Origin of the sequence: Bacillus sp. JAS24-2 (genome assembly GCF_008274905.1) — a bacterium.
Lineage (GTDB): Bacteria > Bacillota > Bacilli > Bacillales > Bacillaceae_G > Bacillus_A > Bacillus_A cereus.
The window spans coordinates 4,604,060-4,618,115 of the sequence record NZ_CP031068.1 but is presented as its reverse complement, the minus strand read 5'-3'; the positions used below and the strand labels follow the sequence as shown (position 1 = coordinate 4,618,115).

Genomic DNA, 14,056 nt, shown 5'->3' with positions numbered 1-14,056 from the left:
ACGTTAAGGAGGAACTAGAAATGAAAAAGTGGGTATTTATTTCTTTTTTTATAGCATGCACAGTATGTGTAGGCTTTTATATATCACCGTTATTTCAAAAGGAAATCGATGTTAAAATTGTCGGAAAAGATGAGCTAGTAAAGGCGGCAAATACCGAGAGGAAAGAGATTACGAAGGAACAAATTTATAAGGGTGATTTATTATTAGTTAATAGGGATTATCCAGTAAAAAAAGATAGTATTAGGTCTGATATTATAAATGTAAATCATAATAGTGAATTAGTAAGAGGCTACGTAATATTTGATAGAAATCTTCGTTTATCAAAGTATGTTGTAAAAAAGTTTTTGAACGTTGTCGATGCGGCTGGAAAAGATGGCGTACAGCATTTCTTAATGAGTAGTGGGTATCGAGATTTTAAAGAACAAAGTAAATTATATAAAGAAATGGGATCTGATTACGCGCTTCCAGCAGGATATAGTGAACATAATTTAGGATTATCACTAGACGTTGGATCAACGCAAAAGAAGATGGAGAAAGCGCCTGAAGGAAAATGGATCGAAGAGAACGTATGGAAGCATGGCTTTGTATTACGTTATCCGAAAAATAAAAGTAACATTACTGGAATTCAATATGAGCCATGGCATATCCGTTATGTTGGCCTACCTCATAGCGCAATTATGCAAAAAAAGAATTTCACACTAGAGGAATATTTAGAGTTTTTAAAAGAGGAAAAAGAGGTTTCAACTGAAGTAGAAGGTAAGAAATATACTGTTTCTTATTATAAAGTTTCTGAGAATACGAAAGTGAACGTTCCAGCAAACAAGCAGTATGAAATTTCCGGGAACAATATGGATGGGGTTATTGTGACGGTTCAGGAATAGAGAAGAAGGCTGTGCCATTTGGGACAGCCTTTTCTTATATAAGAAAGGAATTGACGTTTCTTGTCGGTAAATCGATATTCCTTGTCGAATCGTTGATATATTATAAGTTATGATAGATATAATTGAAAAATCGTTGATATATTGTAAGTTATGATAGATATATTCAAAAAATCGTTGATATAATTTCCTATACTATTACCATTTTGAAGGAGCATCTTTTTATTCACTTTCAAACATTATAACGTTATATTTACTTCTCCCTTTTTTTGTGTTACGCTAAACGTGTGAAAGACATATAAAATGAAACTTTAATGTAAGCGTATTCTTATGGCTTCTTATAGAAAAGGGTGGAAGTACAATGACAGAACGATTCGTACTACGTAATGTAAAACGTGTGAACGGGGAAGAGATTGACATTGTAATTGAAAATAATAAAATCGCACAGGTGACGAAAGCTGGTGCTGGCGAGGGTGGAAAGGTTCTTGATTACTCTGGTACTTACGTATCGAGTGGTTGGATTGATTTACATGTTCATGCTTTTCCGGAGTTTGATCCGTATGGCGATGAGGTGGATGAAATTGGCGTTAAGCAAGGGGTAACGACAATTGTTGATGCGGGTAGCTGCGGTGCTGATCGTATTGCAGATTTAGTAAAAAGTAGAGAGCAGGCAAAAACGAATTTATTTGCCTTTTTAAATATTTCTCGTATCGGTTTGAAACGAATCGATGAATTATCCAATATGGAATGGATAGATAAAGAGAAAGTAATAGAAGCAGTAGAAAAGTATAAAGATGTAATCGTTGGGTTAAAGGCGAGAATGAGTAAAAGTGTCGTTTGTGATAGTGGAATTGAACCGCTTCATGTTGCACGCTCTTTATCTCGTGAAACATCATTACCAATTATGGTACATATCGGTTCAGCGCCTCCTCGCATTGAGGAAGTTGTACCTCTTTTAGAAAAAGATGATGTCATTACACATTACTTAAACGGGAAAGAAAATAATTTATTCGATGAAGAAGGCAAACCGCTACCTGTATTACTAGATGCAGTGAATCGTGGTGTTCATTTAGATGTTGGTCACGGTAATGCTAGTTTTTCTTTTAAAGTAGCAGAGGCGGCGAAGCATCACGGTATTGCTTTTAATACAATTAGTACAGATATTTACCGGAAGAATCGTATACACGGTCCCGTGTATAGTATGGCTCACGTTCTTTCGAAATTCCTTTACTTAGGTTATCCGCTAGAAGAAGTAATTGACGCGGTTACGAAAAATGCAGCAGAGTGGCTGAAAAAACCAGAGCTTGGCCGCATTCAAGAAGGAGATATTGCAAACTTAACTTTATTTACAGTGAAAGATGAGAAGGTTACGTTAATTGATTCAGAAGGGGATCAGCGCATTGCTGAAAGAAGGATTGATACGAAAGGGGTTGTAATCAATGGGTCATTCATTGAATGCTAAGTACGGATTAAAAAGAGTAATTAATGCGAGCGGTAGAATGAGTATTTTAGGTGTATCCGCTCCTACAGATACAGTTATGGATGCGATGAAACATGGTGGACAAAATTATGTGGAAATTGCTGATTTAGTAGATAAAGCGGGAGACCATATTGCGAGAATTCTAGATTCAGAGGCAGCGGTCGTTGTGAACTCAGCATCGAGTGGCATTGCGCTTTCTATCGCTGGTATCGTGACGGAAGGAAATCGCCGTAAAAGTGAAAGACTTCATCAAGAAGTAATCGCGAAAAACGAAGTAATTATGTTAAAAGGTCATAACGTTCAATACGGTGCTCCAGTTGAAACGATGATTTATTTAGGCGGCGGTAAGCTTGTTGAAGTGGGTTACGCAAATGAAGGGAAAGCAGAGCATATTGAAGATGCAATTGGTGAAAATACAGCAGCGATTCTGTATGTGAAATCACATCATGCAGTGCAAAAAAATATGATTTCTGTTGAAGAAGCATGGGAAGTAGCGCAGCGAAATAACGTACCACTTATCGTTGATGCGGCAGCTGAAGAAGACATTCAAAAATATGTGAAGTATTCAGACCTTGCCATTTATAGTGGTTCAAAGGCAATTGAAGGACCTACTTCTGGTATTGTTGGCGGTAAACGAAAATATATCGAATGGCTGAAAGTGCAATTACATTGCATCGGAAGAAGTATGAAAGTTGGGAAAGAAACAACTTTCGGCTTACTTCAAGCGCTTGATGAGTACGGCGTAAAAGAAGATAAAAGTGAGCAAGAAAAAGAATTGCTACAAGTACTTATGCCGCTAAAAGAATTAAAAGGTGTAAATGTAACGATCGTTCAAGATGAAGCCGGAAGAGCAATCTTTAGAGCACGTATTCATATTAACGAAAAAGAGTTAAATAAATCGGCAAAAGACGTTGTGACAGCATTACGCGAAGGGGAAATCGCAATCTATACACGTGATTACGGAGTAAGACAAGGATTCTTTGATATTGATCCACGTCCACTTCAAGGTGATGACATACATGTAATTGAAGAAAAATTGAGAGAAATTGTAGGGGGAAACTAAAATGACAAATATTCAAAAACGTTTTTATAAAGGCCGCGTAGCATTAAATGTATTAGCGAACAATACCCGAAATGCGAAAGATATTTTTGAAGCAGCAGAAGGGTATGTAGTAGTGGGGGTATTATCAAAAGACTACCCAACAGTAGAAGAAGCCGTTACAGCGATGAAAGCATACGGAAAAGAAATTGATGACGCTGTATCAATCGGACTAGGAGCAGGAGATAATCGCCAAGCGGCAGTTGTAGCTGAAATTGCGAAGCATTATCCTGGCAGCCATATTAACCAAGTGTTCCCTTCAGTTGGAGCGACACGTGCAAATCTTGGCGAAAAAGATAGCTGGATTAATAGTTTAGTATCCCCAACAGGAAAAGTGGGTTACGTAAATATTTCTACTGGTCCAATTAGCGCAGCTGGAGAAGAAAAAGCAATCGTTCCAATTAAAACAGCAATTGCACTTGTACGTGATATGGGCGGAAATTCATTGAAATACTTCCCAATGAAAGGTTTAGCTCATGAGGAAGAATATCGCGCAGTTGCGAAGGCTTGTGCAGAAGAAGGATTTGCATTAGAGCCAACAGGCGGAATTGATAAAGAAAACTTCGAAACAATTGTACGTATTGCGCTTGAAGCAAACGTAGAGCAAGTTATCCCGCACGTGTACTCTTCTATTATTGATAAAGAAACTGGTAACACGAAAGTAGAAGATGTGCGTGAATTATTAGCAGTCGTGAAGAAGTTAGTTGATCAATATGCGTAAGAAAATTGCAGCATTTGGTGAAGTAATGATGCGCCTGCAAGTACCAGGATATGAGTTATTGTCGCAAGCTAACACATTAAATTACTCCTTTTCTGGTACAGGTGTGAACGTGGCAGCGGCACTTTCTCATCTCGGGCATGAAGGCTTTCTTATTTCAACTTTACCAGAAAATTCGGTTGGAGATGCTGCATTATCTTACATTCAAAAATTAGGTGTGCAAACCTCACTTGTTTCAAGAGATGGCAAATATGTCGGCATGTACTTTTTAGAAAATGGATTTGGTGCACGTGCAAGCCGCGTTACATATTCAAATCGATTAGAAAGTAGCTTCAATACGGCATGTGAAGACATGTATCAATTTGAAGAAATCGCAAAGGAAATTGATATCGTTCATTTTTGCGGGATTACACTTGCGATGAATGATACTGTACGCCATCATATGAAATCTTTAGCGAAAGCAGTGAAAGACAACGGAGGCACTGTCGTTTTTGATTGCAACTATCGTCCATCTCTTTGGGGAGAAGATGGGTATGAGCAGGCGAAACCACATTATGAAGAAATGCTGGCTCTTGCTGATATCGTTATGATGAATGAAAAAGATGCAATGTTCGTTCTTGGAATGAAAACAGAGGAGACGGAGCGAGAAGCACAACTTATTGATCTTATTCCAAAGGTGGCTGAAACATATCATATTGCTACAATCGCTGGTACACATCGCTCTATTAATAGTGATAATACACACTCGCTTCGCGGATTTATATGTAAAGATGGTGCGTTCACTTTTGCAAAAACACTTGCGTTTTCTGTATATGATAGAATAGGTGCTGGAGATGCTTATACGAGCGGGATTATTCATGGCGAGATAAAAGAGTTTGCACCAGAGAAAGCTGTTTCATTTGCGTCAGCAGCTGGAATGCTTGCACATACAATCGTCGGTGATACGCCAATGTCATCAGAGAAGGATATACTTCGGGCAATGACGGCATCAGTAGGTGATGTAGAAAGGTAGTGGGTGTAACGGTGAACGTAACGAGGAAAAAAGGACCATTATATTTACAAATAAAAAATATTATTCGTGATCGAATATTGCATGGTGTATATGCGATTCATACGAATATTCCTTCCGAACCGCAGTTAGAAGAAGAGTTCAAAGTGAGTAAAATTACAGTGCGAAATGCGATTAAAGAACTCGCTCAAGAAGGATATTTGGAAAAGAAAAGCGGTAAAGGAACGAAAGTTATCCGCAATACTTCTGCGACAAAGTTGTCAAAGGGTAAGAAATTTACTGAAGTGTTAGTGGAAGAAGGATATAAAGTACAAAAGAAATTGATAAAAGCAGAAATCGTTCATAATGAAGAAGGAACGGTGCCATTTCGATTATTCGGCAAGGAGAGTTTTCGTATTGAACGTTTATATACGTTAAATGATGCACCTTACATTCATTATACGCACTATTTCTCAGCAGGAATGGCAAGTACAGATTTATCGGACTTTGACTTGCAATCGCTTTATGATTTAGTTGAAGACCGAGGCATTCACTTAGAAAACTTCAGAGATGAATTCGCTGTTGGACTCGCGCCTAGTTTCGTTGCAGAAGCGCTAGGTGAAAAAGAGGGGACAGCGTTATTAAAACGTATGCGCTATTCTTATGATGAAGTTGGCGAAGTAATTGAATATAGCGAAGGCTACTACAATACAGAGATGCAGCATTATGTAGTGAATTATGACGTATAAAAAAGAGGGGATGTTCCCTCTTTTTTTATAAAGTAAAACTTTAATTAGTGGAGGAGGGCATCATCCACTAATTATTAGCTCACACCAATCGGGATAAAAGTAAGGGGAATGAGAGATGGATATATACTTATTAATCGTCACGTTACTTGCGATCACAATTGTTATTTTAGGGGTATCATGGTGGAAATGGCATGCATTTATTAGTTTAACAGTTGCGAGTTTATTTTTAGCTATTATGTCTGGACTGAACTTAACGAAAATAGTGGCTGCCTATGAAACTGGTGTTGGTAGTGTACTAGGGCATTTAGTTGGTATTTTAGCACTTGGAACAATTTTAGGAAAAATGATGTCCGATTCAGGGGCAGGCATGCAAGTTGCAGATTTCTTTATTCGATTTTTCGGCGTGAAAAAATTACCTTGGGCTATGTTATTTGCAGGGTTTGTTATAGGGATTCCCGTATTTTTTGAAGTGGGGATTGTCATTTTATTACCACTCGTTATTTCCATTCGAAAAACGACGAAGCAAAATATATTATTAATTGCGTTACCTGTCATTGCAGGATTATCTATTGTTCACGGGCTCGTACCACCACATCCAGGGGCGATGACAGCAATCGGTATTTATAACGCGAACTTAGGAAAGGTACTTTTATATTCATTAATTATCGCGTTACCAACAGCCATTATCGCAGGCCCAATATTTGCAAAGTGGGTACATAAGAGGGTTATACCTGAAAATGAACCGGAGCTTGTTCGAGTTACGACAGTATCAACTGATTTGCCAAGTCGTAAAGTTTCATTCTTTATTATTTTATTACCAGTTGTATTGATGATTTTATCAGTAGTTGCACCATATATTTCATTACCGGAAAAAATGACTGAATTTTTTGTGTTTATAGGGAGTCCAGTAATCGCCTTACTTATTTCATGTTTCGCAGCATTTTATTTACTTGGTATCAAACAAGGTATTAATAAAAAGATGATTAAAAAATTAACAGATGAAAGTTTATTGCCTGTCGGTTCTATTATTTTAATAATTGGTGCAGGCGGTGGATTTAAACAAATATTAATTGAAAGCGGCGTTGGAACGGCGATTGCGCAAATGGCAGAACATATTTCGTTATCACCAATTGTATTAGCTTTCATGGTAGCTGGATTAATTCGAATTGCAACAGGTTCAGCTACAGTAGCATTAACGACAGCAGCAGGGATTGTTTCACCAGTTATTCAGCACATGTCTGGTGTGAATTTAGAGTTGCTAGTTATTGCAACCGGTGCAGGATCATTAATGTTTTCTCACGTAAATGATGCAGGGTTCTGGCTTGTAAAAGAGTATTTAGGTTTGACGGTGAAGGAAACGTTTAAAACGTGGACGGTACTCGAGACATTGTTATCATTTATTGCATTTGGTTTTGCTCTTTTGTTGAATATGTTTCTTTAGGGAGAAAAGCCCATTTTAATTAATAAAACCCACAGGAGAAATTCAATTTCTCTGTGGGTTTTGCTATTTTTTAATCGTAGTTACTTACAAATATACAGGGCAAGGTGCTTTTTATATCTTTTTTCTATTGTCCTATTATTTAATAGAACGGACATACTGATTTTCTCCATCGTCTTTGACAAAGACTCCTAGCTCATTCAAATCTTTGCGTAAATGCTTCTTTTTTTTCGAGTTTCCTTCTCGAAGGGCATTTCGTCTTTCATACAAAATAGTATTTATGCTTTTATTAAATCGCGCATCCTCTAATTTCCATAAGCTATACTCATGTTTATAAGGATCTTGTTCCACCCAGGGGAAGCCGTGCATTAAGAAAGTATCTTTAATTTTGCTTGGGGTAATGTCAGATGTTTCACGTAACCATTCTCGGTCTTCTTGATCAATGATAACCACTTGACGCTTATCTACAAAAACGGCTTTTACATTTGATCTGGTGATTTGTTTCTTTTGATCGTCCTTATTCACGTGAATGCTTTCCGAAGTAATGTTCATTTTTAAAGCTTCACTATAAATAATTAAAGAAAATAAAATTCCTGCAATAACACCAATTAGCATGAGGATAATAGGAAGCCAGAAGGGATTAATAAAATTTAAAAGTTCTATAATTTTTGAATCAGAAAAGAGAGGAATCTTTTTTATAATCTCTATTAATTTAGGTGAAAAATATCCAATAACGCCTAAAAGGATTGGACTTACTATAGCAAGTAACTTTTCTAAAAAACCTAATCCAATGACAGATGCCTTTTTCATGTGTAGTTCATCCTTTCTTATATATATTTTTTAACCAGGGCATGTTTTAAATAGTGAGTTTTTTCACCATTTTTATGAGCTCATCTGAGTAATTTTCTATGGATATAGATGAATTTGCCTTCAACATTCTTTCTTCGATTGCTCCTAAAATAAATGAAGCTAATGTGTCGGTTTGAAAAGAGTTAGAAAACACACCATTTTGTTGTCCAGTCTTCAAAATATCTAATAACATCGTTCTAAGAGCATCCTCTTCGTCGTCTTCGATTCTGTAATAAGGAATGTTCTCTTCATTTCTTGCATTAAAGACAATCTCAATTAAGGCAATATTATTTTTGTAATGAGTTTCTTGATAAGCCAAGTGTGCTTCAATAAAAGCCTCTAGTTTATTTATTTCAGATTGAGCTAATAGTACTCGATTACTAATAAATTCATGTTGTTTGGCAACTAAAAATTGTAATGTACGGTTCATAAGGTAAAGCTTATCATTAAAATGATAAGAAATAAGTCCGGTACTAATCTTAGCCTTTTTTGCCACCTTCGTTAAGCTCAACTTGTTATATCCAACCTCTTCTAATGTATCAATACATGCAAGAATAATTTGTTCACGCCTAGCCTCTGCAATAAAAGAATCAGTCACGCTATTCAACTCCTGATTTATATAATTTGAATGTATAATCAAAAAATTGATTGATCGTTCAATTAAATATTAGTAAGAAATTATTAGTATGTCAAATGTTTTATACCTACATCTTGATAAGGCTCATTTCCTAAAACAAGCCCGTTTTTAAGCAAGCCAAGCTTCCTATTCGCCCTGAAAACATACTATAAATGGAATCCCCTCATTTAGAGCAAGGTGAACTTGTTATGAATGATACTAAAGGAGGAATAGGGTAATGAGCGAAAAGTGTGAACACAGACATGATGATTGTAACCGCAGACATGGTTGCGGAGGCGGTTTTGCGCTTCTAATCGTATTGTTTATTTTATTAATTATCATCGGTGCTAGCTGCTTCGGCGGAGGCGGCGGTTGTGGTTATGGCGGTTACGGCGGCTACGGATATGGTGGCTACGGCGGATATTGCTGCTAATTATTAAAAACTATTGAAAATGGCCTTGTGCAATATGCACAAGGCCATTTTATTCATATTTTTATATGCTGTGATAATTTATTAATGTACAGAGAACGGATTAAGAAGAAGAAAATAATCTCGATAATCCCGAAAAAGGTGAGTACGATACATGTCTCTTTTAGTAATGAGAAAGAAAACATGCTTTGTAAAAACTTAACCGCAAATAATGTGTGAACACCAGCAACGATGTAAGGAACGAAAAATAAAATTCCTAATTGAATGGTAGCAGAGCGAAACATTTCTGATTCAGTTAAGCCAAGCTTTGTAATCGTAATATACTTTTGTCTTTCAGTTGTTAAGTCATTATACATACGGAAGTATAGAACACTAGCCGCACCGATAAAGAAAATAAAGCCGAGAAATGCCCAAATAAAAAATTGAGCAACTGCATTTCCTTTACCGTAAATGAGTTCATCCGTAGCCGTATGTATGAAGAAAGGAACTTGAGCGTTCTCTTCTGTATGCTTTTCGTAGAACTCACGCGCATCGCCACTAATAACACGTAACATATTTTTGGTTGGAACGATTGCATTTTCCCAGTTTTCTACGAAGTAGTTATAGATTACAGTTGTTTCAATATGAGGAATCATATTATCAAATACATAATCTTGTACGACAGCTAAATGTGGGAATGCAAAGGATGGTTCGATTCCCTTATTAATAAACCCTTTAATATGAAATTCTTTTTTATTAGACCCGAGTGTAATCGTATTTTGCTTTGCAAATGGATTAGATACGAGATCGAGAAGTTCTGGTGAGTGGCGAGAAATAATATACACTTCTGTAGAATCAATTGTTATTTCCGGTCTTTTCAATTGTTTAGCAATTGCGTTATAATCACTCATCTTCATAAGCATAATATCTTCTTTGGAAGCTGTATCTTTTAATACTGTAAACTTATATTTTTTGTAAAGAAAATTATTAGTTGTAAGCTCCGTTTCAATTGTAGAAATATGCTTTTGTTCAAGGGAATTGTCACCTTCTGATGTATACGTGAAGGGAACGGGATATCGCTCTAGTACTGATGCCTTCGTATTGTTATTAGCGGCGAATAATCCAATAATAATCGTAAATGCAAGTGCAGATAGCATAGAAACAATAAAGAGTACATTAATATTACTGCGTGTACGAGAAACTAAATCTGAAATCCATAACATATTTATTTGTTTCAAATAAAACTTTCTGCGCTTCTTTAAAATATAGATGAAAAGAAGGAATGTTTGTGAAAAGAATAAATATGTCCCGACTATTACGAGCGGTAAAATAGATAACATAATAAAAAAGACAGATCCATTTTGCACATTTTTTTCCGTTACGTAGCCTCGCGGATAACCAGCGATATAATAGCATAGCCCTAAACAAATTAAAGCGAATAAAGAGATGAGTATAGATGGTCTTTTTTCAGCTGGCATTTTCTTGTTCCCTTTAATGAGGTGGGCTGTTTTTCGAGTACGAATAAACATTGGTGTAAACGTAGAAACGATTAAAAATAAAATGATAAACGTTACGGTTGTAACGATAATCGCTTCTGTTGGCCAATATAAATAGAGACCTTTCGCACTTGTTAATTTCGAAGTGACTAATAAGAAAAAGTTAGAAAATACAAGTCCACCTTGAATGCCGATAAAGATAGACAATATCCCGATTATCATATTTTCAGTAAATAACAGTCTCTTTAATTGTCTCTGTGAGATACCAAGAATAGTGAGTATCCCGAATTGCTGCTTCCGAACATTTAAAAATGTTCCAATTGAATATAAGAGAAAGAAGAACGAGAACATAACGATCACAAGCTGTGCTGTACTAGCTAAGTTCATTAGAGGATCACGTTCTTGAAAGCTTTGTACACTCTGTAAGCGCGGATGATACGCGTATACAGTAAATGAAAAGAAAACCATGATAGAAAAAGCACTACTTACAAAGTAGGCGAAATATGCTTTCGAATTACGCGAGACATTTTTAAATGCGAATTGCCAAAATGTCATCCACGTCTTCCTCCTAATAACGCTAGAACATCTAATATTTCTTGATAAAATTTCTCGCGATATAATCCGCGGTGCAGTTCATTGTAAAGCTCGCCATCTTTAATGAAAATAACACGGTTACAATAACTTGCTGCAAACGGATCGTGCGTAACCATTAAAATCGTTGCATCTTCTTCTTTATTTAATTTCGTAAATAGCTCCATTACGTCAATTGCCGCTTTTGAATCTAAGTTTCCTGTCGGTTCATCGGCTAGTAAGAGAGAAGGGTGATGAATAACAGCACGTGCTACTGCGGTACGCTGTGCTTGTCCCCCAGAAACTTCAAAAATACGCTTGTCCAAAATATGATCAATTCCAAGCTTTTTTGAAATGTTATCAAGCTTTTCATCCATTTCTTTTAATGGAACATTATCTAATGTTAAAGGTAGTACGATATTTTCACCGATTGTTAGTGTATCTAGTAGGTTAAAGTTTTGGAAAACAAATCCTAACTCTTGGCGGCGGAAAATAGCTAACTTCTCTCTACGAAATGTGTGCGGTTTTTTTCCGTTAATTACGACATCACCAGAAGTCGGAGAATCGATTGTAGAGATAACGTTTAAAAATGTAGATTTTCCGCTACCAGATGGTCCCATAATGGCAACGAATTCCCCTTTATCCACGTGTAAATTTATATTTTTTAAAGCAGTATGAGGGACTTTCCCCTCATATACTTTTGAGACGTTTTTTATGTGTAATACTTCTTCCATAGTAATCACCTTTCTACTTTTTAAAACTTAATGTGTTGTGATAATTTTTGCATATAAAAGGAACGAATTAAAAGGAAAAATAAAATTTCAACTGTTCCAAAAATCAACAGTACGACTGTAATTTCAGCGAAGAACGAGAGATGTAATATTTCTTGTAGCATCTTTGTCGCAAACATCGTATGGATTGATGCCATAATGTAAGGTACGAAGAAAAGAATCGCAAGCTGAATTGTCGCTGAACGTTTCATTTCAGTCTCAGTTAAGCCGATTTTCGTAATCGTTATATATTTTTCTTGTTCATTTGTTAAATCTGTATACATCCGGAAGTAAAGAACACTGCCAGCACCGATAAAGAAAATAACTCCTAGGAAAGTACCAATTAAGAAGAACGAAGCGACATTTAGTTTTGTCTTATATAGAGAATCGCTCGCTTCACTTGCATGGAAAGGTGGATGCTCTGCTTGAATTGCTGCATTATCGTTATGGATTTTTGTTATAAACGATGAACCGATATTATGTGCTTTTTCCCAATCTGTAACTTTGAAGTTATATACACTCATTTGTTTGGAAACGGTGGATAAGGCTTCTACATTTTCATCAGATAGTATGAGTAATTGGTATATTAAGCTGTTTGGGAATGGGCTATAACTTTTATATTCTTTCACTTGTAGTTGTAAATTGTTTTGAGTAAGTGTAAGAGTATTTTTCTGTTCTTTATTGTGAAGTGTTCCAATAACTTGATCATCTAAGTCTTTCATAAGAATATAAGATTCATTCTTATTTACCGTGAGTTTTTCCCAATTTAACGCTTTAGCAAGTACATTATAGTCACTTTGTTTAATGGCATAATAGAGCTGCGTGTTATCTTCAGCTGAAGATACTTCATATATATCTGTTTTAAATTTTGTATAAGTAAAGTGCTCTTCATTAAATTTCTGCTCTAACCAGTTTAAATGTTCATCAGCTAACGTATTTTCAGTATGCGATAAATAAGTAAACGGGAAAGGATTTTGTCTAATCGCATCAAACTTTGTAAATTTCCCGAAGCCATATAAGAATGTAATCATTGTAAAAGCGAGCGTCGATAACATCGCTACAATAAAGAGCATGTTAATGTTTGTCCGAATACGTGATGCTAGATCGGAAATCCAAAGCATATTAATTCGTTTCATATAAAACGTTCTTCGCATTTTTAAAATACGAATAAGTAAAAAACTAATTTGTGAAAAGAAAAAGTATGTTCCAGCTGCAATAAGCGATGGAATGACAAATATACTAGAGACGGCATATAAAAGTCCAATTATGTCACCTAGCGACATAAAATACAGCGGATTTGCGGCTAACGCATATCCACATATTAAACAGATCGCACCAAATAGAGAGATGAGCACGGATGCTTTTCTTTCTTTTTGTTGTTTTCCTTCTTTTAAAAGACGTACGGCTTTTCTCGTGCGAATGAGCATCGGTGTAAAAGATGATACGAGAATGAAGAGCCCGAGAAAGATGATGATAGTTAAAACGATAGCACTTGTAGGTGGATATAAATATAAACCAGGTACGTGTGTAATTTTAGCGGTAACTAACAAAAAGAACTGTGAAAAGACAAGTCCAAGTTGAATGCCAAAAAATATAGAAAGAGCACCAATTAACATATTTTCTATAAATATGAGTCGCTTTAATTGTTTTTGAGATATGCCAAGCACTGTTAAAATCCCGAACTGTTTTTTTCGTACTTTTAAAAACGTCCCGATTGAATACAGTAAAAAGAAAAATGAAAAGAACACAATGACAACTTCTGAAATTGTCATTAATATGTTCAGAGAAAAATTCACGTCTGTCATATGCAATTTAGGATGAAATAAATAAACTGCAAATGAGAAAAAGATTGCGATGGAGAACGCACTGCTTACAAAATAGGCGAAATAAGCTCTGGCGTTTCTTGTGACGTTTTTAAATGCAAACTGCCAAAATGTCATTCACCTAAACCTCCTAATAGGGTGAAGATGAAAAGAGTATGAGAGATACTCTTTTC

At 36.0% G+C, this 14,056-nt stretch carries 13 protein-coding genes; 8 read left to right on the top strand and 5 right to left on the bottom strand.

The genetic code is table 11. From position 1 onward, the window contains the following. Positions 1–20: 20 nt before the first annotated feature. The 7 genes from DN407_RS24025 (at position 21) to gntP (ending at position 7,353) form a co-directional block, all read left to right on the top strand. Positions 21–881: a D-Ala-D-Ala carboxypeptidase VanY gene (locus DN407_RS24025; protein WP_000759395.1), complete on the top strand. Its 861-nt coding sequence runs from the start codon at positions 21–23 to the stop codon at positions 879–881. A 358-nt stretch (positions 882–1,239) separates the two neighbouring features. Then, positions 1,240–2,340 (top strand): amidohydrolase/deacetylase family metallohydrolase, encoded by a 1,101-nt coding sequence (locus DN407_RS24020; RefSeq protein ID WP_097813965.1) that lies wholly within the window; start codon positions 1,240–1,242, stop codon positions 2,338–2,340. After that, on the top strand, positions 2,318–3,421 hold the full coding sequence (locus tag DN407_RS24015; protein WP_087875852.1) for a DgaE family pyridoxal phosphate-dependent ammonia lyase: 1,104 nt from the start codon (positions 2,318–2,320) through the stop codon (positions 3,419–3,421). Before DN407_RS24020 ends, DN407_RS24015 begins: the two co-directional genes overlap by 23 nt. Position 3,422: 1 nt before the next feature. Further along, positions 3,423–4,178, top strand: coding sequence for a 2-dehydro-3-deoxy-phosphogluconate aldolase (gene dagF / locus DN407_RS24010; RefSeq protein WP_000181937.1), 756 nt, complete (start codon positions 3,423–3,425; stop codon positions 4,176–4,178). Continuing rightward, positions 4,171–5,187 carry a sugar kinase gene (locus DN407_RS24005; RefSeq protein WP_097856585.1) on the top strand — a complete coding sequence of 339 codons (1,017 nt, stop codon included), beginning with the start codon at positions 4,171–4,173 and terminating at the stop codon, positions 5,185–5,187. Before dagF ends, DN407_RS24005 begins: the two co-directional genes overlap by 8 nt. Further along, positions 5,187–5,912, top strand: coding sequence for a GntR family transcriptional regulator (locus DN407_RS24000; protein ID WP_097856586.1), 726 nt, complete (start codon positions 5,187–5,189; stop codon positions 5,910–5,912). Before DN407_RS24005 ends, DN407_RS24000 begins: the two co-directional genes overlap by 1 nt. A 115-nt stretch (positions 5,913–6,027) precedes the next feature. Further along, a complete protein-coding gene (gene gntP / locus DN407_RS23995; RefSeq protein ID WP_097999326.1) occupies positions 6,028–7,353 on the top strand; it encodes a gluconate permease GntP in 1,326 nt (441 codons plus the stop codon). 135 nt (positions 7,354–7,488) lie between these two features. On the opposite strand, the gene DN407_RS23990 is transcribed toward gntP, so the two are convergent. Together DN407_RS23990 and DN407_RS23985 are read right to left on the bottom strand one after the other, a co-directional pair. Further along, positions 7,489–8,160: a YqeB family protein gene (locus DN407_RS23990; protein WP_000710357.1), complete on the bottom strand. Its 672-nt coding sequence runs from the start codon at positions 8,158–8,160 to the stop codon at positions 7,489–7,491. Between the two features lie 46 nt (positions 8,161–8,206). Continuing rightward, a complete protein-coding gene (locus DN407_RS23985; protein ID WP_149216671.1) occupies positions 8,207–8,797 on the bottom strand; it encodes a TetR/AcrR family transcriptional regulator in 591 nt (196 codons plus the stop codon). Positions 8,798–9,053: 256 nt separating this feature from the next. Here DN407_RS23985 and DN407_RS23980 point away from each other — a divergent pair, with 256 nt between their 5' ends. Then, a complete protein-coding gene (locus tag DN407_RS23980) occupies positions 9,054–9,248 on the top strand; it encodes a YjcZ family sporulation protein (protein ID WP_001290395.1) in 195 nt (64 codons plus the stop codon). A 53-nt stretch (positions 9,249–9,301) separates the two neighbouring features. Here the strand turns inward: DN407_RS23980 and DN407_RS23975 are convergent, their stop codons facing one another. From DN407_RS23975 to DN407_RS23965, 3 genes are read right to left on the bottom strand one after another with little or no spacing between them, the layout of a single operon-like run. Then, positions 9,302–11,275, bottom strand: a complete 1,974-nt coding sequence (locus DN407_RS23975; RefSeq protein WP_000144954.1) for an FtsX-like permease family protein — start codon at positions 11,273–11,275, stop codon at positions 9,302–9,304. Further along, complete coding sequence (locus tag DN407_RS23970; protein WP_000393250.1) at positions 11,272–12,024, bottom strand: ABC transporter ATP-binding protein; 753 nt, start codon at positions 12,022–12,024, stop codon at positions 11,272–11,274. Before DN407_RS23970 ends, DN407_RS23975 begins: the two co-directional genes overlap by 4 nt. Positions 12,025–12,044: 20 nt before the next feature. Next, positions 12,045–14,000: an FtsX-like permease family protein gene (locus DN407_RS23965; protein WP_061654859.1), complete on the bottom strand. Its 1,956-nt coding sequence runs from the start codon at positions 13,998–14,000 to the stop codon at positions 12,045–12,047. Positions 14,001–14,056 lie beyond the last annotated feature (56 nt).

Excerpts from the sequence above, each read along its gene's own strand:
- DN407_RS24025 (WP_000759395.1), top strand. The coding sequence starts at position 21 with ATGAAAAAGTGGGTATTTATTTCTTTTTTTATAGCATGCACAGTATGT.
- DN407_RS24020 (WP_097813965.1), top strand. The coding sequence starts at position 1,240 with ATGACAGAACGATTCGTACTACGTAATGTAAAACGTGTGAACGGGGAA.
- DN407_RS24015 (WP_087875852.1), top strand. The coding sequence starts at position 2,318 with ATGGGTCATTCATTGAATGCTAAGTACGGATTAAAAAGAGTAATTAAT.
- dagF (WP_000181937.1), top strand. The coding sequence starts at position 3,423 with ATGACAAATATTCAAAAACGTTTTTATAAAGGCCGCGTAGCATTAAAT.
- DN407_RS24005 (WP_097856585.1), top strand. The coding sequence starts at position 4,171 with ATGCGTAAGAAAATTGCAGCATTTGGTGAAGTAATGATGCGCCTGCAA.
- gntP (WP_097999326.1), top strand. The coding sequence starts at position 6,028 with ATGGATATATACTTATTAATCGTCACGTTACTTGCGATCACAATTGTT.
- DN407_RS23990 (WP_000710357.1), bottom strand. The coding sequence starts at position 8,160 with ATGAAAAAGGCATCTGTCATTGGATTAGGTTTTTTAGAAAAGTTACTT.
- DN407_RS23980 (WP_001290395.1), top strand. The coding sequence starts at position 9,054 with ATGAGCGAAAAGTGTGAACACAGACATGATGATTGTAACCGCAGACAT.
- DN407_RS23975 (WP_000144954.1), bottom strand. The coding sequence starts at position 11,275 with ATGACATTTTGGCAATTCGCATTTAAAAATGTCTCGCGTAATTCGAAA.
- DN407_RS23970 (WP_000393250.1), bottom strand. The coding sequence starts at position 12,024 with ATGGAAGAAGTATTACACATAAAAAACGTCTCAAAAGTATATGAGGGG.
- DN407_RS23965 (WP_061654859.1), bottom strand. The coding sequence starts at position 14,000 with ATGACATTTTGGCAGTTTGCATTTAAAAACGTCACAAGAAACGCCAGA.